21 protein-coding genes and 2 pseudogenes are annotated in these 24725 nt (G+C 70.6%); 19 read left to right on the top strand and 4 right to left on the bottom strand.

The annotated features are described in order from the left end of the window. The first annotated feature begins 73 nt into the window (after positions 1-73). From ACZ6NC_RS26700 to ACZ6NC_RS26665, 8 genes are all read left to right on the top strand, one after another. Complete coding sequence (locus ACZ6NC_RS26700) at positions 74-877, top strand: enhanced serine sensitivity protein SseB (RefSeq protein ID WP_465736298.1); 804 nt, start codon at positions 74-76, stop codon at positions 875-877. A gap of 179 nt (positions 878-1056) precedes the next feature. Next, positions 1057-1995, top strand: coding sequence for an enhanced serine sensitivity protein SseB C-terminal domain-containing protein (locus ACZ6NC_RS26695; protein ID WP_465736297.1), 939 nt, complete (start codon positions 1057-1059; stop codon positions 1993-1995). A 455-nt stretch (positions 1996-2450) separates the two neighbouring features. Next, a complete protein-coding gene (locus ACZ6NC_RS26690; protein ID WP_465736296.1) occupies positions 2451-3440 on the top strand; it encodes an ABC transporter permease in 990 nt (329 codons plus the stop codon). A 54-nt stretch (positions 3441-3494) separates the two neighbouring features. Beyond that, positions 3495-5261, top strand: coding sequence for an ABC transporter substrate-binding protein (locus ACZ6NC_RS26685; RefSeq protein WP_465736295.1), 1767 nt, complete (start codon positions 3495-3497; stop codon positions 5259-5261). Between the two features lie 98 nt (positions 5262-5359). Next, entirely contained in the window at positions 5360-6370 is a 1011-nt protein-coding gene (locus ACZ6NC_RS26680; protein WP_465736294.1) for an ABC transporter permease, read from the top strand. Continuing rightward, a complete protein-coding gene (locus tag ACZ6NC_RS26675; RefSeq protein WP_465736293.1) occupies positions 6367-7434 on the top strand; it encodes an ABC transporter ATP-binding protein in 1068 nt (355 codons plus the stop codon). The genes ACZ6NC_RS26680 and ACZ6NC_RS26675 overlap by 4 nt, the downstream gene beginning before the upstream one ends. A gap of 34 nt (positions 7435-7468) precedes the next feature. Beyond that, positions 7469-8539: an ABC transporter ATP-binding protein gene (locus ACZ6NC_RS26670; protein WP_465736292.1), complete on the top strand. Its 1071-nt coding sequence runs from the start codon at positions 7469-7471 to the stop codon at positions 8537-8539. A 200-nt stretch (positions 8540-8739) separates the two neighbouring features. Further along, positions 8740-9399 (top strand): trimeric intracellular cation channel family protein, encoded by a 660-nt coding sequence (locus ACZ6NC_RS26665; protein WP_465736291.1) that lies wholly within the window; start codon positions 8740-8742, stop codon positions 9397-9399. Here the strand turns inward: ACZ6NC_RS26665 and ACZ6NC_RS26660 are convergent. Beyond that, entirely contained in the window at positions 9335-10090 is a 756-nt protein-coding gene (locus ACZ6NC_RS26660) for an IclR family transcriptional regulator (RefSeq protein ID WP_465736290.1), read from the bottom strand. The two genes, ACZ6NC_RS26665 and ACZ6NC_RS26660, sit on opposite strands and share 65 nt — an antisense overlap. Positions 10091-10296: 206 nt before the next feature. Between ACZ6NC_RS26660 and ACZ6NC_RS26655 the strand changes: the two genes are divergently transcribed. Both ACZ6NC_RS26655 and mnmA read left to right on the top strand, forming a co-directional pair. Next, complete coding sequence (locus tag ACZ6NC_RS26655) at positions 10297-11484, top strand: cysteine desulfurase family protein (protein WP_465736289.1); 1188 nt, start codon at positions 10297-10299, stop codon at positions 11482-11484. Between the two features lie 45 nt (positions 11485-11529). After that, positions 11530-12666 carry a tRNA 2-thiouridine(34) synthase MnmA gene (gene mnmA / locus ACZ6NC_RS26650; protein ID WP_465736288.1) on the top strand — a complete coding sequence of 379 codons (1137 nt, stop codon included), beginning with the start codon at positions 11530-11532 and terminating at the stop codon, positions 12664-12666. A gap of 151 nt (positions 12667-12817) precedes the next feature. Here the strand turns inward: mnmA and ACZ6NC_RS26645 are convergent, their stop codons facing one another. The 3 genes from ACZ6NC_RS26645 to ACZ6NC_RS26635 all read right to left on the bottom strand — a co-directional run bounded on the left by ACZ6NC_RS26645 (position 12818) and on the right by ACZ6NC_RS26635 (position 14755). After that, entirely contained in the window at positions 12818-13408 is a 591-nt protein-coding gene (locus tag ACZ6NC_RS26645; RefSeq protein WP_465736287.1) for a PIN domain-containing protein, read from the bottom strand. Positions 13409-13411: 3 nt separating this feature from the next. After that, complete coding sequence (locus ACZ6NC_RS26640; protein WP_465736286.1) at positions 13412-13879, bottom strand: excisionase family DNA-binding protein; 468 nt, start codon at positions 13877-13879, stop codon at positions 13412-13414. Positions 13880-14017: 138 nt separating this feature from the next. Then, on the bottom strand, positions 14018-14755 hold the full coding sequence (locus ACZ6NC_RS26635) for a dihydrofolate reductase family protein (RefSeq protein ID WP_465736285.1): 738 nt from the start codon (positions 14753-14755) through the stop codon (positions 14018-14020). 10 nt (positions 14756-14765) lie between these two features. Here ACZ6NC_RS26635 and ACZ6NC_RS26630 point away from each other — a divergent pair. From ACZ6NC_RS26630 to ACZ6NC_RS26590, 9 genes and pseudogenes are all read left to right on the top strand, one after another. Continuing rightward, a pseudogene (locus ACZ6NC_RS26630) lies at positions 14766-15542 on the top strand (helix-turn-helix domain-containing protein); the annotation flags it as partial. After that, the gene (locus ACZ6NC_RS26625) at positions 15539-16096 is read left to right on the top strand and encodes a flavoprotein (protein WP_465736284.1); all 558 of its coding nucleotides are present in this window, start codon (positions 15539-15541) and stop codon (positions 16094-16096) included. The pseudogene ACZ6NC_RS26630 and the gene ACZ6NC_RS26625, both read left to right, overlap by 4 nt. Positions 16097-16224: 128 nt before the next feature. Further along, positions 16225-16773, top strand: a complete 549-nt coding sequence (locus ACZ6NC_RS26620; RefSeq protein WP_465736283.1) for an NUDIX hydrolase — start codon at positions 16225-16227, stop codon at positions 16771-16773. Positions 16774-16984: 211 nt separating this feature from the next. Then, positions 16985-17998 carry a hypothetical protein gene (locus ACZ6NC_RS26615; protein ID WP_465736282.1) on the top strand — a complete coding sequence of 338 codons (1014 nt, stop codon included), beginning with the start codon at positions 16985-16987 and terminating at the stop codon, positions 17996-17998. 41 nt (positions 17999-18039) lie between these two features. Continuing rightward, positions 18040-18273: pseudogene (locus tag ACZ6NC_RS26610) on the top strand (NUDIX hydrolase); the annotation flags it as partial. A gap of 75 nt (positions 18274-18348) precedes the next feature. Continuing rightward, positions 18349-18873 carry an LOG family protein gene (locus tag ACZ6NC_RS26605; protein ID WP_465736281.1) on the top strand — a complete coding sequence of 175 codons (525 nt, stop codon included), beginning with the start codon at positions 18349-18351 and terminating at the stop codon, positions 18871-18873. A gap of 13 nt (positions 18874-18886) precedes the next feature. Then, positions 18887-19576, top strand: a complete 690-nt coding sequence (locus tag ACZ6NC_RS26600) for an SDR family oxidoreductase (RefSeq protein WP_465736280.1) — start codon at positions 18887-18889, stop codon at positions 19574-19576. Between the two features lie 399 nt (positions 19577-19975). Continuing rightward, a complete protein-coding gene (locus ACZ6NC_RS26595) occupies positions 19976-22078 on the top strand; it encodes a right-handed parallel beta-helix repeat-containing protein (RefSeq protein ID WP_465736279.1) in 2103 nt (700 codons plus the stop codon). Between the two features lie 393 nt (positions 22079-22471). Next, positions 22472-24592 carry a right-handed parallel beta-helix repeat-containing protein gene (locus ACZ6NC_RS26590; protein ID WP_465736278.1) on the top strand — a complete coding sequence of 707 codons (2121 nt, stop codon included), beginning with the start codon at positions 22472-22474 and terminating at the stop codon, positions 24590-24592. Positions 24593-24725: the final 133 nt, after the last annotated feature.

Here is a 24725-nt window from a genome sequence, read left to right as displayed (position 1 = left end):
TGTGGGAGAGGGGCCCCGGGCGGCCCGCTAGGCTGCACGCGTCGACGAGCCAGTGAGGCGGTACAAGGGGCGCATGGGGTACCCGGTGGAGCAGCAGCAGGGGTGGGGTGGCCCGGAGTCGGCGCCGCCCGGCGGCGGATGGCCGGCCAACGAGCTGGAGCAGGTGCTCACCGCCGCGCTCGGCGATCCGGGCGCGACCCCGCGCGTGTTCGAGGTGCTGGCCCGCAGCCAGGTGTGGATCCCGCTGCCGGCCGGGGCCGACCCGCAGGGGCAGGCGCTGGACCTGCCGACCGTCGAGCTGGCCGGCGACCCGTACGTGCCGGTCTTCTCCTCGCAGGAGGTGTTCCTCCAGCAGGCGCCGGGGATGGCGTTCGCGGTCGCGCCGGTCTGGGAGTTCGCCCGCGGGCTGCCGCTGGGCGTGGGCATCGCGGTGAACCCGGAGGCTCCGGTCGGCATCCCGGTGCCGCCACAGGGCGTGGCCGAGCTGCGGCGCGGGCCGCGTGAGGCCCGTTGGGAGACCGCCGAGGACGCCGCCGCGCCGTCCGGCGGCCGGGTGGCGCTGCGCGAGCCGGTGCCGGGCGAGGACCCGGAGGCCTTCCTGGCCGCCTGCCGGAACGAGCTGTCGGCGCTGCCCGGGGTGTTGACCGCGCGGCGGGCGCTGGCCAGCGTCGAGGGCGAGCCCACCGTGATGTTCGTCGGCGTCCAGCTCGACCAGCTGGCCCCGGCCGAACCGGCCGCCGTGAACGAGGCGCTCGGCCGGGCGCTGGGAACCGCGCCGCTGCCCGGCGGCGTCCACCTCGTGCTGCTCGACCTCGCGGAGGACCCCGTGGTCGAGTGGTTGCTCAACCGGGTCCAGCCGTTCTACACACGGATGTGACCCGCCGCGAAAGCGACGCGCCCCTCCCCGCCCGCCGTCGGGCAGCCCGCCATCGGGCCGGAGGGGCCCACGGCAGGCACGTCGGCGTGGCGGTGGTCGGTGGCGCCCCATAGGGTGCGTGCAGACACCCGTCGGGCCGGCGGCAGGTGAGAGAAGAAGAGGCGCAGCGAGGTGGGCGCATGAGTGCGGGAGCGGTAGCGGGCGGTGCACCGGGGCCCTGGGGCCAGGCACCCGCCGGGCGCCCCGGCGCGGATCCGAGAGCGCTGGAGCACGCCCTGCGCGAGGTCGCGCCGGAACGCTGGGAGGCGTACGAGGCGCTGCTGCACGCCCTGGCCGAGGGTCAGGTGCTGATGCTGCTCTGGCACGGGACGCCGGGCAGCCCGGACGCCCAGTACGGGAACATGGAGATCAGCGGCCACGGCTACGCGCCGGCGGTCACCTCGCCCGAGCAGCTTGCGGCGTCCGGCTGGGCGCGGGCGCACGAGGTGATCTCGGGGCGCGAGATCGCCGCCTCGCTGTACCGGACCCGCTGGGGCCTCTGGCTGAACCCGCACGCCCCCGGTGGCGGGGTCGGCGTGCCCTGGGCGGACCTGCGGCGGATCGCGGCCGGCCTGGACCGGCTGCCGGCCGGGCCGCTGAAGCTGAGTGAGCCGCAGTTGCCGGCCCAGCAGTTCTTCGCGCTGCTGGAGCGCCAGGCGGGCGAGGTGCGGGCGGTCAAGGCGCTGCGCCGGGCCTGGGTGCAGCCCTCCGTGGGCGAACCGTACCTGGCCATCGGTCTTGAGCTGTACGAGAGTTCGCCGCCCACGGTGGAGGCCGTCCGGGCGCTGATGCAGCGGGCGATCGCGGTCGCGCCGGAGGGGCTGGCCGTCTCCACGGTGGCGATGGGGGACGAGTACGACCCGGTGGCGCTCTGGATGCGGGCCAACGCCCGGCCGTTCTACGACCGCGAGGCGGGCGCCCAGGGCCGGCCGCCGACCGGGCCGTACCCGCCGGTGCCCCCGCCGCCGTACGCCTCGCAGGCGGGGCCGGGGTATGGCTACGGCACCCAGCCGCCCGGCCCGGGCTGGCAGGGCCAGCCGCCACCGCAGCAGCCGTGGCCCGGCTACCCCACCCGCTGACGCGGTAAACGCCTATCACCGAAACCGGTTTGACGATCCGTCGGACCGGTTTCGGTGTTTTCCGGACGAACTTCCCGTTCGCGCTGGCAGGCATCTTGACATGACTGTTACAGCTGTGTGAAGACCGATATGCCGAAGATCGAGAGGTGCATGTCCGCAGATCACAGTTGGGCATCTGTCGGTTGTCAGGGCTGGCGCAAGCCAGTTCGGATGGCAGAGAGTTCTGCAAACGCACCGCGCGTGGTTGGCGCCTCACAAAGGCGAACGCGCAGGCGGACAGCTTGATCCACGCGATGCCCATCCCGCGTGGCAGCAGTACCCGAGCACGCAGTACCGCACGTCGTACCGCTGCGAACACCGCCCTGTACCTCCGCACGTCCGCACCAGCCGTACCGCCGATCCCGGCGACCGGCACCCGTGGGCCGGCCACCGTCGGCGAGGGGACCGAACTGACCATGACCGCACCCATCAAGACCGCCGGGGACACGCCGGAGGCAGACGCCGCCGCGAGCCCGGCCAAGAAGATCGAGGGCCGCTCGCTCGGCCAGATCGCCTGGACCCGCTTCAAGCGGGACAAGGCCGCCGTCGCCGGCGGCGTCGTGGTGATCCTGCTCATCCTGCTCGCCGTGCTGGCCAAGCCGATCGAGTCGGTCTTCGGCCTGGACCCCGACGCGCTCAACCAGGACCTCCTGGACGCCAACCTCGGCGGCCTGCCCTTCGGGGACTGGGGCGGCATGAGCGCGGACCACCCGCTCGGCGTCGACCCGCTCCAGGGCCGTGACCTGCTCGCCCGCGTCATCGAGGGCTCCTGGGTCTCGCTGCTCGTCGCCTTCGGGGCGACCCTGCTCTCCAACACCATCGGCACCGTGCTCGGCGTGATGGCCGGCTACTACGGCGGCTGGGTCGACAACCTGATCAGCCGGGTGATGGACGTCTTCCTCGCCTTCCCGCTGCTGCTCTTCGCCATCGCGATCTCCGCCTCGCTCCAGGGCGGCGCCTTCGGCCTGCACGGCCTCCCGCTGCACATCATGGTGCTGATCTTCGTGATCGGCTTCTTCAACTGGCCCTACATGGGCCGGATCGTGCGTGGCCAGACCCTCTCGCTGCGCGAGCGCGAGTTCGTCTACGCAGCCCGAAGCCTGGGCGCCCGTGGGCCGTTCATCCTGTTCAAGGAGCTGCTGCCCAACCTGGTCGGTCCGATCCTGGTCTACTCGACCCTGCTGATCCCGACCAACATCCTCTTCGAGGCGGGCCTCAGCTTCCTCGGCGTCGGCATCCAGGCCCCGCAGGCCTCCTGGGGCGGGATGCTCAACGACGCGATCAAGTACTACCAGGTGGACCCCCAGTACATGGTGGTCCCCGGTATGGCGATCTTCCTCACGGTGCTCGCCTTCAACCTGCTCGGCGACGGGCTGCGTGACGCCCTCGATCCCAAGAGCAACTGACCTCCAGTCAGGACCCTCCGATCCGCCACCACTCCTCAAGGGGTTGATCCCACCATGCGCAGGTCCCGTACCGTCGCGCTGACCGCAGTGGCCGCCGCCACTGTCCTGGTCGTCACCGGCTGTTCGTCCAGCTCGTCCAAGAGCGGGGACAGCAACTCGTCCTCCGCCGCCTCCGCCGGCGCCGACGCGGCCACCAAGGGCATCGTCAACGCCTCGGACAAGAAGGGCGGGACGGTCACCTACGAGATGAAGGGCACGCCGGACTCGCTCGACCCCGGCAACACGTACTACGCGTACATCTACAACTTCTCGCGTCTGTACGGGCGTCCGCTGACCACCTTCGCCCCGGGCCCCGGCGACGAGGGCAACAAGCTGGTCCCGGACCTCGCCGAGTCGATGGGCCAGCCCAGCGCGGACGGCCTGACCTGGACGTACAAGCTGCGCGCGGGCCTGAAGTACGAGGACGGCAGCGCGATCACGTCCAAGGACGTCAAGTACGCGGTGGAGCGCTCCAACTGGGCGCCGGACGTGTTCTCCAACGGCCCGACGTACTTCAAGGAGCTGCTGGTCGACAACCCGACCCCGTACGAGGGCCCCTACAAGGACCCGTCCGGTGACCTGAAGTCGATCGAGACGCCGGACGACCAGACCGTGGTCTTCCACCTGAAGCACGCCTTCGCGGACTTCGACTACCTGGTCTCCGCCCCGCAGACCGTCCCGGTCCCGAAGGACAAGGACAAGGGCGCCGACTACGTCAAGCACCCGCTCGCCTCGGGCTCCTACAAGTTCGAGTCCTACGAGGACGGCAAGCAGCTCACGCTGGTGCCGAACACCAACTGGGACGCGAAGAGCGACCCGATCCGCAAGCAGCTCGCGGACAAGATCCTGCTCAAGATGAACATCGAGCAGTCCACCATCGACAAGGACCTGCTGGCCGGCAACGCCCAGGTGGACCTCGTCGGCGGCGGCGTCGACCCGCAGACCCAGGCGCAGATCCTGCAGAACCCGAAGCTGAAGGCCAAGACCGACAACGCGTACGGCGGCCGCCTGGTCTACACCGCGATCGACAGCCACGTCGCGCCGTTCGACAACGTCGACTGCCGCAAGGCCGTCCAGTTCGCGATCGACAAGGTCTCGGTGCAGACCGCGATCGGCGGCCCGATCCGCGGCCAGATCGCCAACTCGGTGCTCCCGGCGGACATCCCGGGCCACCAGGACATCAACCTGTACGAGACCAAGGACAACAAGGGCGACGAGGCCAAGGCCAAGGAGGCCCTCAAGGCCTGTGGCAAGCCGGAGGGCTTCTCCACCGTCCTGTCCGCCCGTACCGAGCGGGCCACCGAGATCGCCGCCGCGACCTCGATCCAGGCCGCGCTGAAGAAGGTCGGCATCAACGCCGAGATCCAGCAGTTCCCGCAGGGCAAGTACCTCTCCGACAACGTCGGCGTGCCGGCGAAGAACAAGGAGAAGAACATCGGCCTGATGATGATGCAGTGGGGCGCCGACTGGCCGACCGGCTACGGCTTCCTGCAGCAGATCGTCGACGGCCGCGCCATCAAGGAGGCCGGCAACAACAACCTGGCCTCGCTGAACGACCCCGCGATCAACAAGCTGATCGACGACGCCGCGGTCAACACCGACAAGGCGGCCCGCGAGAAGATCTACGCGGAGATCGACAAGAAGGTCATGGAGAGCGCGGTCTACGTCCCGCTGACCTACTTCAAGGTGTTCCTGTACCGATCGGACACCGCCACCAACGTCGTCTCCACCTCGGCCTTCTCGGGTGAGTACGACTACCTGAACATCGGTACGACCAAGTAAGAGCCTGGCTCCGTATCCCTGAAGGCAGGTGAAGGCAGCGGCGCCCGCCGCCGTCCGGAAGATCCCGGACGGCGGCGGGCCGCCGGAGCCGCCCAACTGTGTTTGCCTACATCCTCCGCAGGACGCTCGCGGCCGTGGTGCTGCTGCTGGTGGTCAGCGCGGTCACCTTCGCGATCTTCTTCCTGCTGCCGCGCCTGGCCGGCGAGACGACCGACCAGCTGGCCACGCAGTACATCGGGAAGAACCCGTCCCCCGAGGCCATCGCGGCGATCAAGAAGAACCTCGGGTTCGACCAGCCGATCTACGTCCAGTACGGGCGCTTCCTGAAGGCGCTGGTCACCGGGGCCGAGTACAAGTTCGGCCCGGACGCGGCCACCTGCCACGTGCCCTGCTTCGGCTACTCCTTCAAGAACCACCTTGAGGTCTGGCCCGAGCTGACCAAGCGCATCCCGATCACGCTCTCGCTGGCCATCGGCGCGGCCGTGCTCTGGCTGGTCTCCGGCGTCACCACCGGCGTCATCTCCGCGCTCAAGCCGCGCTCGATCTTCGACCGGCTCTCCATGGGCATCGCCCTCGCCGGCGTCTCGCTGCCCGTCTTCTTCACCGGCGCGCTGCTGCTCACGCTCTTCAGCTACGAGTGGCCGATCCTGGACAACCTGCAGTACGTCAACTTCACCGACGACCCGCTGATGTGGGCCCGCAACCTGATCCTCCCCTGGATCTCGCTGGCCTTCCTCTACTCCGCGCTCTACGCCCGGCTCACCCGCGCCGGAATGCTGGAGACGATGAGCGAGGACTACATCCGCACCGCCCGGGCCAAGGGCCTGGTCGAGCGCAAGGTCGTCGTCAAGCACGGACTGCGCTCCGCGCTCACCCCGGTCGTCACCATCTTCGGTATGGACCTCGGCCTGCTCCTCGGCGGCGCGCTCATCACCGAGCAGGTCTTCTCGCTCCAGGGCGTCGGCGCCTTCGCGGTCTCCGCGATCGCCGACAACGACCTGCCGAAGATCCTCGGCGTCACCCTGCTCGCCGCATTCTTCATCGTTCTCTGCAACCTCGTGGTTGACCTCCTGTACGCCGCTGTCGACCCCCGGGTGAGGCTGTCGTGACCGAGCTCCAGAAGACCCCGGCGCCCGTGGCCGCCCCGACGGGGGACCCGTTCCTCTCCGTCCGGGACCTGCGGATCCACTTCGACACCGACGACGGCCTGGTCCGCTCGGTCGACGGGGTCAGCTTCGACCTGCACAAGGGCCGGACCCTCGGCATCGTCGGCGAGTCCGGCTCCGGCAAGTCCGTCACCTCGCTCGGCATCATGGGCCTGCACCGCTCCAAGCGGGCCCGGATCAGCGGCGAGATCCGCCTCGACGGCGAGGACCTGATCGCGGCCGGTCCCGAGCGGGTCCGGCAGCTGCGCGGCCGCGAGATGGCGATGATCTTCCAGGACCCGCTGACCGCGATGCACCCGTACTACACGGTCGGCGCGCAGATCATCGAGGCCTACCGGGTGCACCACCCGCAGGCCAGCAAGAAGCAGGCCCGGGCCCGCGCGGTCGAGATGCTCGACCGGGTCGGCATCCCGCAGCCCGACCGCCGGGTCGACGACTACCCGCACCAGTTCTCCGGCGGCATGCGCCAGCGCGCCATGATCGCCATGGCGCTGGTCAACGACCCCTCGCTGCTGATCGCCGACGAGCCCACCACCGCCCTGGACGTCACCGTCCAGGCGCAGATCCTGGACCTCATCCGCGACCTCCAGCAGGAGTTCGGCTCGGCCGTCATCATCATCACCCACGACCTCGGGGTGGTCGCCGAACTCGCCGACGACATCCTGGTCATGTACGGCGGCAAGTGCATCGAGCGCGGCCCCGCCGACACCCTCTTCGACGCGCCCGAACACCCCTACACCTGGGGCCTGCTGGGCTCGATGCCGCGCCTCGACCGCGAGCTCCAGGAACGGCTCGTCCCGGTCAAGGGCACCCCGCCCAGCCTGATCAACGTGCCCTCCGGCTGCGCCTTCCACCCGCGCTGCCCGTACGCCGGGCTGACCGACGGCCGCTCCACGAGCGAGACCCCCGTGCTGACCGAGGCCGCGCCCGGACACCACGCGGCCTGCCACCTCGCCGCCGCCGACCGGCACCGCATCTTCACCGAAGAGATCGCGCCCCGGCTGTGAGCCCGGCCTCGTACCACCTTTCTGGAGAGAACCGATGACGGAGACCCAGGCGGCAGCCCCCTCGCCTTCGAACAAGGTGCCGGCGCCTTCGCCCGCGCCCGCTCCCGACCGCGAGCCGCTGCTCCGGGTGACCGGACTGACGCGGCACTTCCCGATCCACGGCGGGCTGCTGCGCCGCCAGACCGGTGCGGTGCGGGCCGTCGACGGCATCGACTTCACCGTCAACGCGGGGGAGACCCTCGGCGTGGTCGGCGAGTCCGGCTGCGGCAAGTCGACCATGGGGCGGCTCGTCACCCGGCTCGACGAACCCACCGGCGGGAAGATCGAGTTCGAGGGCACCGACATCACCCACCTGGGCACCGGTGCGATGCGGCCGCTGCGCCGCGACATCCAGATGATCTTCCAGGACCCGTACTCCTCGCTGAACCCCCGGCACACCGTCGGCACCATCGTCGGCGCACCGTTCAAGCTGCAGAAGGCCGAGCCGGCCGGCGGGGTCAAGAAGGCCGTCCAGGAGCTGCTGGAGCTGTGCGGGCTCAGCCCCGAGCACTACAACCGGTACCCGCACGAGTTCTCCGGCGGCCAGCGCCAGCGCATCGGCATCGCGCGGGCGCTCGCCCTGCGGCCCAAGATGGTCGTCGCCGACGAGCCGGTCTCCGCGCTCGACGTCTCCATCCAGGCGCAGGTGGTCAACCTGCTGGACGACCTCCAGCGCGAGCTCGGCCTGACCTACCTGATCATCGCGCACGACCTCTCGGTGGTCCGGCACGTCTCCGACCGGGTCGCCGTGATGTACCTCGGCAAGATCGTCGAGATCGCCGACCGGGACTCCCTCTACACGAGCCCGATGCACCCGTACACCAACGCGCTGATGTCCGCCGTGCCGGTCCCCGACCCGCGCCGCCGGCAGCAGGGCGGCCGCGAGCGGATCCTGCTCAAGGGCGACGTGCCGTCCCCGATCAACCCGCCGTCCGGCTGCCGGTTCCGCACCCGCTGCTGGAAGGCCCAGGACGTCTGCGCCACCCAGGAGCCGCCGCTGACCGCGCTGAAGACGGGGCACCAGGTGGCGTGCCACTTCCCCGAGCGAAGCGAGGGGAACGACTAGCGCAGCCCCGAGCGGCGCGAGGGGAGCAAGTAGCGCAGCCCCGAGCGGCGCGAGGGGAACGACTAGCGCAGCCCGGAGCGGCGCGGGAACGACTAGCACAGCCCGAGAACGCGCCGTCGGGCGGCGGCGCCGAGGGTTAGCAGCTCGCCTCCGCCTGACGCGATGCGGAGGGGAAGGTTCCGCTGGTCCATAGTTGTCCGGTGACCTCGCAGATCTTCCCCTCCGGCGTCCAGCAGTCGCTGGACCTGATCGGCATCTTCGCCTTCGCCCTCTCCGGAGGGCTGCTCGCCGTCCGCAAGAACATGGACATCTTCGGGATCTGTGTGCTGGCGGAGGTCACCGCCCTCGGCGGCGGGGTGATGCGTGACCTCGTCATCGGAGCCACCCCCGTGGCCGCCTTCACGAACCTCGGCTACTTCGTCACGCCGCTGGTGGCCGGGCTGGTCGTGTTCTTCCTCCACCCCGAGGTCGAACGGATCAACCGCGCCGTGCAGACCCTCGACGCGCTCGGCCTCGGCCTGTTCTGCGTCACCGGCACGGCCAAGGCGCACGACTACGGCCTCGGCGCGGTGGCCGCGGTGGCGCTCGGCATGGTGACGGCCGCCGGCGGCGGCGTGATGCGCGACGTCCTGGCCGGCGAGATCCCCTCGCTGCTCCGCTGGGACCGGGAGATCTACGCCGTCCCGGCGCTGGTCGGCTCCGCGCTGGTGGTGGTGCTGATCGGTCTCGACCGGCTCACCGCGTTCACCGGCACGGCCGCCGCGCTGACCGCCTTCCTGCTCCGGATGCTCGCCCTCAAATACGGTTGGCGTGCGCCGCGGGCCTGGCACCGCAACGGTTCTCGCACCAGCGAGGAGTAGGCGAACCGCCGTACGCCAGCGAGATCGCCTCGGCCGTGCAGAGCAGCTCCGGCAGCAGCCGGACCAGCTCGAACGGGGCCATCTCGTAGGTCGGGGCGCTCACCGCGCACGCGGCCACCGGCCGCCCGGCACTGCCCGCCACCGGCGCGGCCACACAGGCCACCGGCTCCCGGTGCTCGGCCGACTCCGCCGCCCAGCCCTGCCGGCGGACCTTGGCCAGCTCCGCCGGCAGCTCGTCCTCGCGGACGCCGTCCTCGGGCAGTCCGGCCAGCAGCACCCGGCCGATCGCGGTGCCGGCCGCCGGGGCCCGCCGCCCGATCCGGGACGCCCGGCCGGCCCCGGGGTGCCAGCGGCCTGCCACCTCGTCCAGGTAGAGCACCTCGCCGTCCTGCAGGACGGCCAGCTGGACGGTCACGCCGAAGCGCCGGTTGAGAGCGGCCAGGTAGGGCGCCGCGATCTGGCGGACGTCGATCTCCTCCAGCGCCCGGTGGGCGAGCGACAGGAGCCGGCCGCCGAGCCGGTAGCGCCGGTCGGACTGGCGGTGGACGAAGCCGTGCTCCTCCAGCGTGCGCAGCAGCCGCAGCGCGGTGGACTTGTGCACGCCGATGCTGTTCGCGGCCTGTTCGAGGGTCACCGGACCGTCGCCGAGGGATCCGAGGAGGGTCAGCGCGCGATCGACCGACTGCGACATCGCGCCCCCAGTCCTGTCCCGTGTAGCCCTGTCCCGTCCGGCCTCTTGTGCGGTGGGCCGCCAGGCTAACCGGTCGCCCCGGCGGCCGGCCAAACCGGCCCCGGACGCGGGTGTCCGGCGGGCGGGGGGCCCGTCACCGGTGCCCGGTGGCCGGATTGCACCGGTGGCCCGAGCGGTGGCCGGCCGCCCTCTACAATCGTGTGGTTATGCCATACCTGGACCATGCGGCGACCACGCCGATGCTGCCCGAGGCGATCGCCGCGATGACGGCACACCTCGGGGTCGTCGGCAACGCCTCCTCCCTGCACGCATCCGGCCGCCGGGCCCGCCGCGTCGTCGAGGAGGCCCGCGAGTCGCTCGCCGAGTCGCTGGGCGCCCGCCCCAGCGAGATCGTCCTCACCGGCGGCGGTACCGAGTCCGACAACCTCGCCGTCAAGGGCCTCTACTGGGCCCGCCGCGACGCCGACCCGGCCCGGACCAGGGTGCTCAGCAGCCCCGTCGAGCACCACGCCGTGCTGGACGCCGTGCACTGGCTCTCCGAGCACGAGGGCGCCACCGTCGAGTACCTGCCGGTGGACGACCTCGGCCGGGTGCACCCGGCCGCACTGCGCGAGGCGATCGAACGCGACCCGGCGTCCGTGGCGCTGGTCACCGTGATGTGGGCCAACAACGAGGTCGGCACCGTCCAGCCCGTCGTCGAACTCGCCGCCGTGGCCGCCGAGTACGGCATCCCGATGCACGCCGACGCCGTCCAGGCGCTCGGCCAGGTCCCCGTCTCCTTCGCCGAGTCCGGGCTCACCGCGCTCACCGTCACCGGCCACAAGATCGGCGGCCCCTACGGCATCGGAGCCCTGCTGCTCTCGCGCGGCGCCACCCCCGTCCCGCTGCTGCACGGCGGCGGCCAGGAGCGCGACGTCCGCTCCGGCACGCTGGACGCGCCCGCCGCCGCGGGCTTCGCGGCCGCGGCGGCCCTGGCGGTCGAGCGGCGGGCCGAGCACGCCGTCGTGCTGGGTGCGCTCCGGGACGAACTGGTCGCCGCCGTGCTGGCCGCCGTCCCCGACGCGATCCTCAACGGCGACCCGGCCACCGAGGGCCGGCTGCCCGCCAACGCGCACTTCTCCTTCCCCGGCTGCGAGGGCGACGCGTTGCTGATGCTGCTCGACGCCCAGGGCATCGAGTGCTCCACCGGCTCGGCCTGCTCCGCCGGCGTCCCGCAGCCCAGCCACGTCCTGCTGGCGATGGGCGTCGACCCGCTGCTGGCCCGTGCCTCGCTCCGCTTCTCGCTCGGCCACACGTCGAGCCGGGAGGACGTCTCCGCCTTGGCCGAGGCCATCGCCCCGGCCGTCCAGCGGGCCCGCAACGCGGGACTCGCGGCGGCGGCCCGGGCCCGGTAAATCCCGGCCGAGCGCCTGTGCCGCTCACGTACTCTTGTTGGCATCATGACTGACTTCCCCGGTGCCCCGACCGCCCCGTCCACTGGCCGCCTGCGTGTGCTCGCGGCGATGTCCGGAGGGGTGGACTCCGCCGTCGCCGCCGCTCGCGCCGCCGAAGCGGGCCATGAGGTGACCGGCGTGCACCTGGCCCTGTCGGCCAACCCGCAGTCCTTCCGCACCGGCGCCCGCGGCTGCTGCACCATCGAGGACTCCCGCGACGCCCGCCGCGCCGCCGACGTCATCGGCATCCCCTTCTACGTGTGGGACCTCGCCGAGCGGTTCCGCGAGGACGTCATCGACGACTTCGTCGCCGAGTACGCCGCCGGCCGCACCCCCAACCCGTGCCTGCGCTGCAACGAGAAGATCAAGTTCGCGGCGCTGCTCGACAAGGCGATCGCCCTCGGCTTCGACGCCGTCTGCACCGGCCACTACGCCCGGATCGTCGACCTGCCCTCCGGCGAGCGTCAGCTGCACCGCGCCGTGGACGCCGCCAAGGACCAGTCGTACGTCCTCGGTGTGCTCGACGCCGACCAGCTCGCCCACTCGCTCTTCCCGCTCGGCGACACCACCAAGGACGTCATCCGCGAGGAGGCCGAGCGCCGCGGCCTCGCCGTCGCCAAGAAGCCCGACAGCCACGACATCTGCTTCATCGCCGACGGCGACACCCAGGGCTTCCTCGCCAAGCACCTCGGCACCGCCACCGGCGACATCCTCGACGCCGACGGCACCAAGCTCGGCGAGCACGACGGCGCCTACGGCTTCACCATCGGCCAGCGCAAGGGCCTGCGGATCGGCCGCCCGGCGGCGGACGGCAAGCCGCGCTACGTCCTCGACATCTCCCCGGTCAACAACACCGTGACCGTCGGCCCGGTCGAAGGCCTCGACGTGACCGGGTTGACCGCCATCCGCCCCCGCTGGTGCGGCACCGAGGAGCTCGCCGACGGCCGCTACACCGCCCAACTCCGCGCCCACGGCGAGGAGGTCCCGGTGACGGCGTCGGTCGTCGACGGCGAGCTGCGGGTCCAGCTCGACTCCGCGGTCCGCGGCATCGCCCCCGGCCAGGCCGTGGTGCTCTACGACGGCACCCGCGTCGTCGGCTCCGCCACCATCGCGACCACGGAGCGCCGCACCGTCGACGCGTAGTCCGACGAAACGGGCGGGCTGGGCGGACGCCGCCCAGCCCGCCCGCGTCATGGCACACACCAGGCCCCTCGGACCCACCCGGCTTCGGCCGGGTGGTGATCTCGGTGACCACGTTGGTGTCGAGCAGGTAGATCGTTCGCCGCCTGCAGGGCTATTCGTTCGCCTCGTCGGTCATTTGGGAGATCGAGCCCGGCCCCATGCGCAGGGCAGCGACAGTCCGGCGTAGGCCGGATCGCTCCATGTGCTCCAGGATGCCATCGACCGATTCCGGAGGGTTGCGGCGCGACTCTGCGATCTGTTGCACGCAGGCATAGACGATCCGGTCGTCGAGACCAAGCAGGTCAAGGAAGAACGAATCGGCACTCTTCGGCTCGACGCCCCACTCCGCGAGTGTGGCTGGCGGGAAGTCCTTGCGGTTGTCGGTGACGATCGCCTGTGCCTTGCTCCTGATTGCCGCTGCAAGCACATGTCGGTCGTCCGGGTCGGGGAGCTTGAGCATCTCAATGAGAGGTTCGTAGCCCGTGACGCAGACGTCACGAATCGAGTCATTCATGAGCTGCCGTAAGCGCTGCAGCTTGTCGGGCTCGGTCCCCCTTTGCTCATGCAGGGCACGGCTCATTTCGTCCAGGATCTGTTCGGACCACTTGGCCTGCACCATGCCCGCTTGTGCCACTCGAATGAGCAGGTCACGGACCACGTTCGGGTACAGCACGCACGAGTCATACACGACGACGAAGGCCATCGGTCAGTCAAGCCCCAAATCCTGTCCGAGCTGCGCCAGTTCATTGGCTGCGTCGTGTCGACGCTGGTCGTCCTCGCGCTTGAAACGCATGAGGTCCTCGACGCGGATGCGCCGGTGCCTCCCGACACGGCGGTACTGGATCTTTCCGTCATCCAGCAGCCCGATGAGGTAAGGCCGCGACACATTGAGGATGTCGGCCGCCTGCTGAGTCGTGAGCTCTGTGTCCAAGGGCATGATCTGCACGCCCTTGCCGCTCGCGAGTGCAGCCAGCATGGCAGCGATCAGCTCGGCCGCCGGTCGCGGCAGGACCAGTGCCTCATCCTGGGCGCCGATCTCCAGGTGTACCTGGATGTCTTCGTTGCTGCCCTCGGTGAGGGCGAGGTGCTCGTTGATGCGGCGCAGTGCTCGTTCGGCATCCTGGGCCTTGATGACGCCTGGCTCCAGCTTGCGGCCCTGCGTGGTGGTGGCCATCGGGTCCCCTTCCCATTCGAGTCGCCTGACTGAAGTATTCGCAACAAACGAAGCAAACGCAACTGTATGTATGTCGCGACTCTGTGTGACGACAGTCAGGTGTTCGCACCCTCTGGGGGAGCGTTGGCCCTGATCCGGTCAGGCGGTGCGCTGCTTGGGCGCGTACCGCAGGAGGACGACGTCGCCGACGGTCGTGGCGTCGAGCAGCTTCATACGGCTCGTGCTCCCGCCGGGGTACTCGGCGGGGTGAATGAAGCGCGGAGCCTGGGCCTGGCCGACCAGCAGCGGGGCGATGGCGAGGTGCACCTCGTCGGCGAGGTTCTGGGCGAGGAACTGCGTGTGGATCTGTCCGCCGCCCTCGACCATGAGGCGTTCGACGCCACGGCCGCCGAGGTCGTCGGGCTCGGCAGCCCGGTCGCGGTCATCGGTGCGCCCCGTAGGCGTCTCAGTCACCGACTGATCGGCATGGACGACCTTGCCGAGCGGTTCGACGGTGACCCCCCATCGTCCGCCGGTGAGCCGATGGACGAGGCTCAGGCCTCGGTGGCCTTCGTCGTCCTCCGAGGCCTGGATCAACACTGGAAGCGATCGAGACCCGTCACGCACCGAGATCCGCACCGCAGCCTTGGCGATGGGCTCGACGGTGACCGTCATCCGCTGACAGCAGCCGGTCTTCGCCGCGTTGGTCACCAACTCGCTGGTGACCAACGCGGCTGTATCGACCAGGTGGGCCAACCCCCACGTCGTCAGCGTTTTGCGGACCAGCCGCCGAGCCTGACCCACAGACTCCGGCTGATACGGCAGACAGAAGGCGGCCGAAGCCGCGAGTGGTCCGACTGCCGAGTGCGTGTCCCGTTGCAGCGGGGCGCTCAGCATGGTGGACGTCCTGCGGGCTGTCGCCGGCAGTGGTGACCAGGAGTTGTCGGGCATGCTGGCGACGGCTTATCAGACCGCTGTGAGTCTACTGCTCAAGCTCGGTGACCACGGAAACGCCTGACTTGCGGTCGGCCGAGCCATGGCCGAGGCCGAGCGGAGTGCCGACCCGGTGGTGCTGGCCTCCAGCGTGCGAGTCCAGGCACATGTCCTCGCCCGCGATCGGCATACCCCGCCTGCCATCACTCTCATCCGGCACACCGCTGACCAGCTCACTGGCAGCTACGACCGCCGCTCACCCCAGTACCTCGCCGCGCTGGGACTCATGCTTCTCCGGGGTGTGACGGCAGCGAGTGCTGGTGGCGACCGCACGACGACTGCTGAACTCCTCGCCGAGGCCAGGGAGGTGGCACGCTACGTCAACCTCGATGGCCCGGATTCCTGGGCGAACTTCAGCCCCACCAACGTGGCGCTCCACGACGTCAGCGCTTCTGTCGTCCTCGGCGACGCCGGCGCGGCGCTGGAGGCTGCCCAACCCCTGATGCGCCGCCGAATCCCCGCCCCTGAGCGGCGGGCCGGACTCTGGGTGGACGCAGCACGTGCCTATAGCCAACAGGGCAGACTGGCTGAGGGATACCAGGCGCTCAGGATCGCCGAGAGCTGTGCGTTGGAGGACATCCGCCGACGTCCAAGTGTCTTGGAGCTGGCTGGTGATATGGCAGCCCGCGACAGGTGCGGTGCTGTCCCGGAGCTTCGCCGTTTCTGCCAGGAGTTGGGAGTTCAGGTTTGACCGAGCATCGCGAGCCGTTTCTCTACGTCGTCGTCTGCGCTTCGGGTATCGCGGACGGTGTGGGCGAACTGATCGCCGCTGCCCAGGCCGAGGGCTGGAGGGTCGGTGTGATCGCGACCCCGAGCGCCCTGGGCTTCATAGACCAGGAAGCCATCGAAGCCCAGACCGGTTACCCGATTCGCTCAGCCTGGCGCACCCCGAGCATCCCGCAGCCGCTGCCCCCGGCCGATGCCATCGCGGTGGCCCCGGCCACGTTCAACACCATCAACAAGTGGGCCGCCGGCATCTCCGACACCCTCGCGCTCGGCATCCTCTGTGAGGCGTACGGGCTCGGCATCCCAGTGGCTGTCCAGCCGTACGTCAACTCCGCCCAGGCCGCCCACCCGGCCTACGAGGAGAGCCTGACCCGGCTCCGCTCGATGGGCGTCCTGATCGGTGGCTACATTCCCCACAAGCCCAAGTCCGGCGGCGGCCGTGACAATTACAGCTGGGCCCATGTCCTCGACCTGCTCCGCCCAGCGGCGCGCCGCATTACCGAGCAGCAGCACCCATGACGTCCGGCGGCCTGCTCGCGGAGCAGGCCGCCGGGAGCAGAAGGCTTCCTTCGGTCCGGTATGAGAGCTCGCGGGGCGCGTGAGACAGTCGGAGCACCGGCTCGCACGTGCTTTGAGGAGGACAAGGGGTGGAGTGGACGTCGTACGGTCGGCGGCGGGTCTACGACTCCCCGTGGGTCGAAGTGTGGCTCGACGACGTCGACATCCCGGGCATCGGCCGGATCGACCACCACGTCATTCGCATGCCCAAGCCGTCGGTGACCTCGGTCGTCACCAACGAAGCCGGCGAGTTCCTGCTGCTCTACCGGCACCGGTTCATCACCGGCCGATGGGGCTGGGAGGTCCCCGCCGGGTGGGCGGACGCGGGTGAGGATCTCGCCGAGGCGATCGGACGCGAGGTCGAAGAAGAGACCGGTTGGCGGCCGGGGCGCGTGGAGCCGCTCACCGAGTACGACGCCCTTGCCGGAATCTCGACCATGCACTTCACCGCCTTCCACATCACCGGCTGCACGAAGATCGGCGAGCCGGCCGACGTGTCCGAAGCGAGGAGGGTGGAGTGGGTGCCGGAGGCCGAGGTTGTGAGACTTCTGACCAGCGGGGGCGTCCCGGATGGCCCGTCGCACGCTGCTCTCTCCTTCTACCTCGGGCCGTACCGGATCGCTCACGGCAAAGCCTGATGGCGCGGAGAACCCACCTCGCGTAGCGAGCAGCCCGCCGGGCGCGAGCACTCACCGCAGCGAATCTATGACTGTCCGTCAAATCTGCTGCTCGCTCGGCGTAAACTGCAATGGCCACCGCCCAGTCGGGCGGTGGCCATTTCCACGCGTACGCCTACAACTTGGCGGTTCCGGCGCACGCGTCATACCGAACTCGGCCAGTATGCCAGCCGTGCTGTCTTCCGGCTCGCATATCGGCCACGAAAGGCTGAACGTGCACGTCGCCATCACCGAGGCTCTCGCCCTCGCCCGCCCCACCGGCACCCCACCCGCGAACGAGTTCCGGATCCGGGTCGGGCAGTGGATGCAGAGCGTCCCGACCGGCGGGCCCTGGAAGTCGCTCGGGCCGTCCTTCGTCCTCTTCCTCATGCACGCCGCTCAGAAGGCCGACGCGGACGGGACCAACCTCCACTGCCCGCCGTCCAACCTCTGGTTCTCCCGCGCCTGCCGGGTCTCCAAGGACTCCGTCCCCGGCTTCTACCGGGCCGCCGAGGCCGCCGGGGTCCTGGCCCTCATCCACGGCCCCTCCGGCACCCGGGTGCGCGGCTACGCCGTCACCATGCCCCTGGGCGGCGTCCCCGACTGGGACGCCGCCCTCGCCGTCCTGCGCGCCGACGCCCGGCGGGTCAAGCAGGAGCTGCTCCGCTGCGACGCCGGTAAGCCCGCACGTGCGGAGTCAGCGAAGTCCGCACGTGCGGTGTTGCCGCAACCGCGTTGCGGGGAGCGGACATCCGCACGTGCGGAGTCGGGAAAGTCCGCACGTGAAGGCTCGAAGCTCCGCACGTGCGGGCAGAACCAGGAAGTCCCTTACCAGGTAGAGAAGATGGCTGCTGTTGTGGTGACAGGTACCACTCCGCGCGCGGGCGAAGAGCCCACGCCGGTACCGCTGCCGCCGTCCGACCGCACGGGCTGGGAGCGGATGACCGAGCATCTGCCGCCCGACCTCCAGGAGCCCGCCCGCGCCGTCCCGGAGGACGACCTGCTGCGCCGGGTCACCACCATGGCCATCCAGGCCGGCTGGGCGTCCCCGGGGTGGCTCGCCGCCCGCCTGGCGTCCCACCGGCCGGAGGATGCCCCCGCCGCCGCCCCTGCGGACCGCCTCGCCGCCGGTCTGGTCGCCGTCCTGTGTGTCCTCTCGGACCGGCATGCCCGCGGTGGGTCGGGGCTCCTGTCCTCCTGCGCATGAGCAACGACGCCGGGAAGCACCAGCCAACGCCGCTCCACTCGATGTCCGTCGCCGGGGTCGTCGTACGCGAGGACGGCCGGGTGCTGGCGATCCGCCGGGCCGACAACGGCACCTGGGAGCCCCCGGGCGGGGTGCTGGAGCTGTCCGAGTCCATCGAGGACGGGGTGCGGCGTGAGGTCCACGAGGAGACGGGGATCGAGATCGCAGTCGACCGGCTGACCGGGGTGTACAAGAACACCAGCCGTGGCATCGTCGCCCTGGTCTTCCGCTGCCGGCGCCCGCCCTGTTCGGCCGGTGGCGCGTAATGCCGGTGAGAAGGATCATCGGGGCGTGATAGACCGGGGAGCACTATGAATATCACTGTCTTCTGCTCCGCGTACTCCCTCGACGACCGCTACACCGGCCCCGCTGCCGAGTTCGCCAGGCTTCTCGGGGAGGGCGGCCACACCCTCGTCTGGGGTGGCTCCAATGCCGGGTTGATGGGCCTGCTCGCCGACGAGGTGAAGGCGGCCGGCGGCAAGCTGGTCGGTGTCCTGGTCGAGCTGCTCAGGCACAAGGGGTACGAGGGTGCCGACGAGCTGGTGATGACCAAGGACCTCGCCGAGCGCAAGGCGCAGCTGCTGATGCGGGCCGACGCGGTCGTCGTGCTGGTCGGTGGCCTCGGCACGCTGGACGAGGTGACCGAGGTGCTGGAGCTGAAGAAGCACGCGCTGCACGACAAGCCGGTGATCGTCCTCGACACCGAGGGGTTCTATGCGGGCCTGCGCACGCAGCTGGAGCGGATGGACGCCGAGGGCTTCCTGCCGCGCCCGCTCGGGGAGCTGATCAACTTCGCGGACACTCCGGCTCAGGTCTTCGACCAGCTCAAGGCCTGAGAGGATCAGGGCCATGGCTGCACATCTGATCACCGGCGCGGGCTCCGGCATCGGCGCCGTCCTCGCCGAACGTCTCGCGGGGCGCGGGGACGAACTCTGGCTGCTGGCCCGCGACGCCCGTCGGGCCGCCGAGCTGCGCGAGCGCTTCCCCGACGCCCGGACGCTGGTCGGGGACCTCAAGGACCCGGCCAAGCTCTCCTGGGCCTTCGGGCACCAGGCGCTGCCGGTCGAACTGGACTCGCTGCTGCACGTGGCGGGCGTGGTCGAGCTCGGCCAGGTCGGTGAACTGCCGGTCAAGGCCTGGCAGGAGACCCTGAACGTCAACCTGGTCGCGCCTGCCGAGCTGACCCGCCTGCTGCTGCCCTCGCTGCGGCTGGTCAAGGGGCACGTGGTGTTCGTGAACTCCGGTGCCGGCCTCAACGCCCATGCCGACTGGTCGGCGTACGCGGCGAGCAAGCACGGGCTGAGGGCGCTCGCCGACTCGCTGCGCCAGGAGGAGCACGCCAACGGCGTCCGGGTCACCTCGGTCTACCCGGGCCGTACCGCCACCGCGATGCAGGTCAAGGTGCACCAGCAGGAGGGCAAGGCGTACGACGCGGACCGCTGGATCGAGCCGGAGTCGGTGGCGAAGGCGATCCTCGCCGCGCTCGACGCCTCCCGCGACGCGGAGATCACCGAGATCACCGTCCGCCCGGGGAAGTAGGGCACAAGAGAAGTAGGGCAGAAGAGCAGGAAGTCGGCCCGGCCGACTTCCTGCTCCGCGGTGCTACGACGGGCCCCTGAAACCGCCTTGGCGATGACTTCCCCCCTGTGTCATGATCCCTCCGCCCTCCGCCGGGAAAACCCCAGGTTGACGAGGGTATGAACGCGGCATTCGACCGCATTTCCCGCCCAGGGGGGCATCCCAATTTCCAGAACCCGCATAGCGCTGGCCGTCGGCGCGACGCTGCTCGGCACGGTCGGCCTGCCGGCTGTCGGAGCGAGCAGCGCGGTCGCCGCGGCCACCACGCTCTATGTCGACAACGCCGCGGGCGCCAACTGCACCGACAGCGGCACCGGCACCCAGGCGGCGCCGTTCTGCACCGTGGGTGCGGCGGCGGCCGTGGTCCAGTCGGGGCAGACCGTCGAGATCGCCGACGGCACCTACAACGAGACCCTGACCATCACCCGGTCGGGCACCGCGGACGCGCCGGTCACCTTCCGCGCGAAGAAGAACGAGAACACCTCGGGTGGCGGCGCCCGGTTCGGCAGCTGGGACAAGCCGGTCAACGGTTTCTTCGTCAAGGGTGCCGAGCACGTCCGCTTCGAGAACCTGGTCATCACCCCGGTCTACCGGGGGCCGTCGGTGGTGGTGGACGGCGCCCGTGACGTGGCGTTCGACAACATCGGAATCTCCGGAGGCAACAGCGTCCGGATCACCAACGGGTCCGACAAGGTGCTGTTCGGGCGAGGCGACATCAACACGGCGGGCCCGGGGCTCATCGTGGACGGCGGTTCCACCGGAACGGTGGTCACCACCAACGTCCTGCAGCCCGGCTCCGTGGACGACGAGACGGGCATCCTGGTCAAGGACGCCCCGAACACCGTCGTGGTGAGCAACTCCATGAACACGCGCTGCTTCCCCGGTGTCGTGCTGGACGGCGCGTCGACCGGCGCGGTGGTCGAGAACAACGTGGTGAACGCCGCCGCGGACCTCGACAAGTCCTGCGGTGACAAGGCCGCCAGGGCCACCGGGATCACCGTCGGGGCGAACTCCACCCGGGATACCAAGGTGGACTACAACGTCGTCGACTCGCGCAGCGGTGGCGCCGGCTACAACTGGGCCGGCACCACCTACGCCACCCAGGCCGCCTTCACCGCGGCCACCGGTCAGGGCGCGCACGACTTCGTGGTGCCGTCGTGGTCCCAGAAGGGCCCGAACGCGCCGCTGGACCACACGGTCGACTCGGCCGACGAGAGCGCCCCTGGCATGCTGCCGTCCGACCGTGGCGCCTGGGTGCCGGCGGACGACGTGACGGTGCCCAACACGGGTACCGGCAGCGGCATCCGCGACCGCGGCGCCTACGAGAACCTCGACGTGGGCAGCGCGTTCACCCCGGCCGGCCCGACCCGTCTGCTGGACACCCGTGAGCCGATCGGTGTCCCGTCGGCGCAGGCCGTCCCGGCGTGGGGCACCGTCGACCTGCCGGTCGCGGGCGTCGCGGGGATCCCGGCCACCGGCGTGACCGCGGTGACGATGAACGTGACCGTGACCGAGCCGCAGGCTGACGGCCACCTCACCGTCTACCCGCACGGCGACGAGGCGCCGGCCTCGTCCAACCTCAACTGGGCGGCGGGTCGCACGATCCCGAACCTGGTGACGGTCCCGGTGAAGGACGGCAAGGTCTCCTTCTTCAACGCCTCGGGTGGCACCGTTCACCTGATCGCGGACCTCGCCGGCTACTACAGCACCAAGGGCTACCTCTTCCACGCCCAGGGCCCGACCCGTCTGCTGGACACCCGTGAGCCGATCGGTGTCCCGGCGGCGCAGGCCGTGCCGGCGTGGGGCACCGTCGACCTGCCGGTCGCCGGCGTCGCGGGGATCCCGGCCACCGGCGTGACCGCGGTGACGATGAACGTGACGGCGACCGAGCCGCAGGAGGCCGGCCACCTGACGGTCTACCCGCACGGGGAGAAGGCACCAAACGCCTCCAACCTCAACTGGACGGCCGGGCGGACGATCCCGAACCTGGTGACGCTCCCGGTGAAGGACGGCAAGGTGTCCTTCTTCAACGCCTCGGGTGGCACCGTTCACCTGATCGCGGACCTCGCCGGCTACTACACCGCCGAGGGCAAGGTCAGCTACCGCCCCGTCGGGCCGTGGCGGCAGATCGACACGCGTGAGTACACCCGCTGGGAGAGCAGCGAGCGTCCGGCGGGCACCGTCCCGGCCTGGGGCACGTTGGACATCCCGGTCGGTGACATCCCCAACGTCACCGCGGTGACCCTGAACGTCACGGTCACCGAGCCGGGCGCCGAGGGCCACCTCACCGTGTACCCGCACGGCGACCCGGCCCCGAACGCCTCGAACCTCAACTTCCTGCCCGGGGAGACCATCCCCAACCAGGTCGTGGTCCCGGTCAAGGACGGGATGATCTCGCTCTACAACGCGAGCGGCGCCCCGCTGCACCTCGTCGTCGACCTGTTCGGCTACCAGGCGTACTGACCGACCCTCGTGGCACCGCAGCGGCCCCGGACCGAGCCCCGTGCTCGGTGCCGGGGCCGCTTCGGATTTCCGCGTGGTGCGGTTCCCACCCCCTGTGACATGATCCCGATCGACCCTCCGCCGGGAGACCCAGGCCCTCCGCCGGGAAACCCCAGGCCGACGAGGGCTCGCACGCGGCACCGTCCGCATTTCCGCCCAGGGGGGCATCCCATTTCCAGACTTCGCACAGCCCTGGCCGTCGGGGCCACGCTGCTCGGCACGATCGGCCTGCCGGCCGTCGGTGCGGGCGGCGCGGCAGCAGCGGTCACCACGCTCTACGTCAACAACGCGGCCGAGGCCCACTGCACGGACAGCGGCGCCGGCGCCGGCACCCGTAACGCCCCGTTCTGCCACGTGTCCGCGGCCGCCGCCGTCGTCCAGCCGGGGCAGACCGTGGAGATCGCCGCGGGCAGCTACGTCGACACCGCGGTGACCGTGACGCGCTCGGGAACGGCGGCGGCGCCGATCACCTTCCGCGGCCCGGACAAGCAGCGCGGCAACGCCAACATCACCGGCGGCGCACCGAACCACCCGGACAGCGCCGTCGTGGTCCGGGGCGCCGACCACATCAGGTTCGAGAACCTGGCCCTCGGCTCGTACCAGAACCCGGTCGTGGTGGTCGACGGCGGCCACGACGTGTCCTTCACGGGCGTCTGGGGCTCCGGCGGCAGCGGTGTGCACATCACCAACGGCTCCGGCCAGGTCACCTTCGCCGGCGGCTTCCTCCACAATCTGCGCGGCCCGGCCTTCCGGGTCGACGGCGGTTCCACCGGGACCGTGCTGAGCACGAACATCATCGACACCGGCGGCAGCCCCGACGGACCCGGGATCCTGGTCGACGGCGCCCCCGACACCGTCGTGGTGAGCAACAACGTCCGCACGGAGTGCTTCGCGGGCATCACGCTCAACGGCGCCTCGGGCGGTGCCGTCGTGGAGAACAACGTGGTGAACACCGCGCAGGCCGGCACGACGTCGTGCGGGGAGAACACCGCACGGGCCGCCGGGATCACCGTCGCCGCGGGCGCCGTCGCCGGCACCAAGGTGGACTACAACGTCGTCGACCCGATCAGCGGCGCCGCCGCCTACAGCTGGGCCGGCGCCACGTACGCCGCCCAGCCGGAGTTCACGGCGGCGAGCGGTCAGGGCGCGCACGACTTCGTCGCGTCGACCTGGGTCCACAAGGGCCCGGACGCGCCGCTCGACCATCTGGTCGACTCGGCCGACGAGAGCGCGCCGGGCATGCTGAAGACCGACTACTGGGGCAAGGCGCCCGCCGACGACCCGACCGTGCCCAACACGGGCACCGGCAGCGGCTTCCGCGACCGGGGCGCGTACGAGTCCCTGACCTTCGGCAGCCTGTTCACCCCGGCTGGTCCGGCGCGGCTGCTGGACACCCGGGAGCAGGTCGGCGTACCGAGTGCGCAGGCGGTTCCGGCCGGTGGGACGGTCGATCTTCAGGTCGCGGGTGTGGCCGGAGTGCCGGCCACGGGCGTGACGGCGGTGACGATGAACGTCACGGTCACCGAGCCGACGCAGGCCGGCCACCTCACGGTCTACCCGCACGGTGACGTCGCGCCGACCGCCTCGAACCTCAACTGGGCTGCCGGCCGGACGATTCCGAACCTGGTGACGGTCCCGGTGAACGACGGCAAGGTGTCCTTCTTCAACGCCTCCGGCGGCACGGTGCACGTGATCGCCGACCTGGCGGGCTACTACAGCGCCAAGGGCGATCTCTTCCACCCGCAGGGTCCGGCGCGGCTGCTGGACACCCGGGAGCCGGTCGGCGTACCGAGTGCGCAGGCGGTTCCGGCCGGTGGGACGGTGGATCTTCAGGTCGCGGGTGTGGCCGGGGTGCCGGCCACGGGCGTGACGGCCGTGACGATGAACGTGACGATCGCCGAGCCGAAGGCGGACGGCCACCTCACCGTCTACCCGCACGGCGACAAGGCGCCCAACGCGTCGAACCTCAACTGGCCCGCCGGCCGGACGATCGCGAACCTGGTGACGGTTCCGGTGAAGGACGGCAAGGTGTCCTTCTTCAACGCCTCGGGCGGCACGGTGCACGTGATCGCCGACCTGGCCGGCTACTACGCCGCCGAGGGCCGGCTGACCTACTACTCCGCGGGGCCGGTGCGGTTCATGGACACCCGCGAGGACACCCACCGCGAGAACGGCGACCGTCCGGCGGGCACCGTTCCGGCCTGGGGCACCCTCGACGTCTACGTCGGCGACGTGCCGTACCTGGCCGCGGCGACCCTGAACGTCACGGTCACCGAGCCCGGCGCCGAGGGCCACCTCACCGTCTACCCGCACGGCGATGCGGCGCCGAACGCCTCGAACCTCAACTTCCTGGCCGGGGAGACCATCCCCAACCAGGTCGTGGTGCCGGTGAAGGACGGCATGATCTCCCTGTACAACGCGAGCGGTGCGCCGCTGCACCTCGTGGTCGACTTCTTCGGCTTCCAGGCGTACTGATCGCGCCGCCCGTGGGGGGGGGGGGGGGGGGGGGGGGGGGCTCTTTCCCGCGGGGGGAAGGGAGGACCCAAGAAACAAAACCAGAGGGTAGAGAAAGATGGGGGGGGAAAGAAGGGCGAACCCCCTTGTGTCG

The sequence above is a fragment of the Kitasatospora sp. NPDC041988 genome (genome assembly GCF_055588525.1).
The sequence above is the reverse complement of the archived record's forward strand: the minus strand, read 5'-3'. Positions and strand labels throughout refer to the sequence as shown.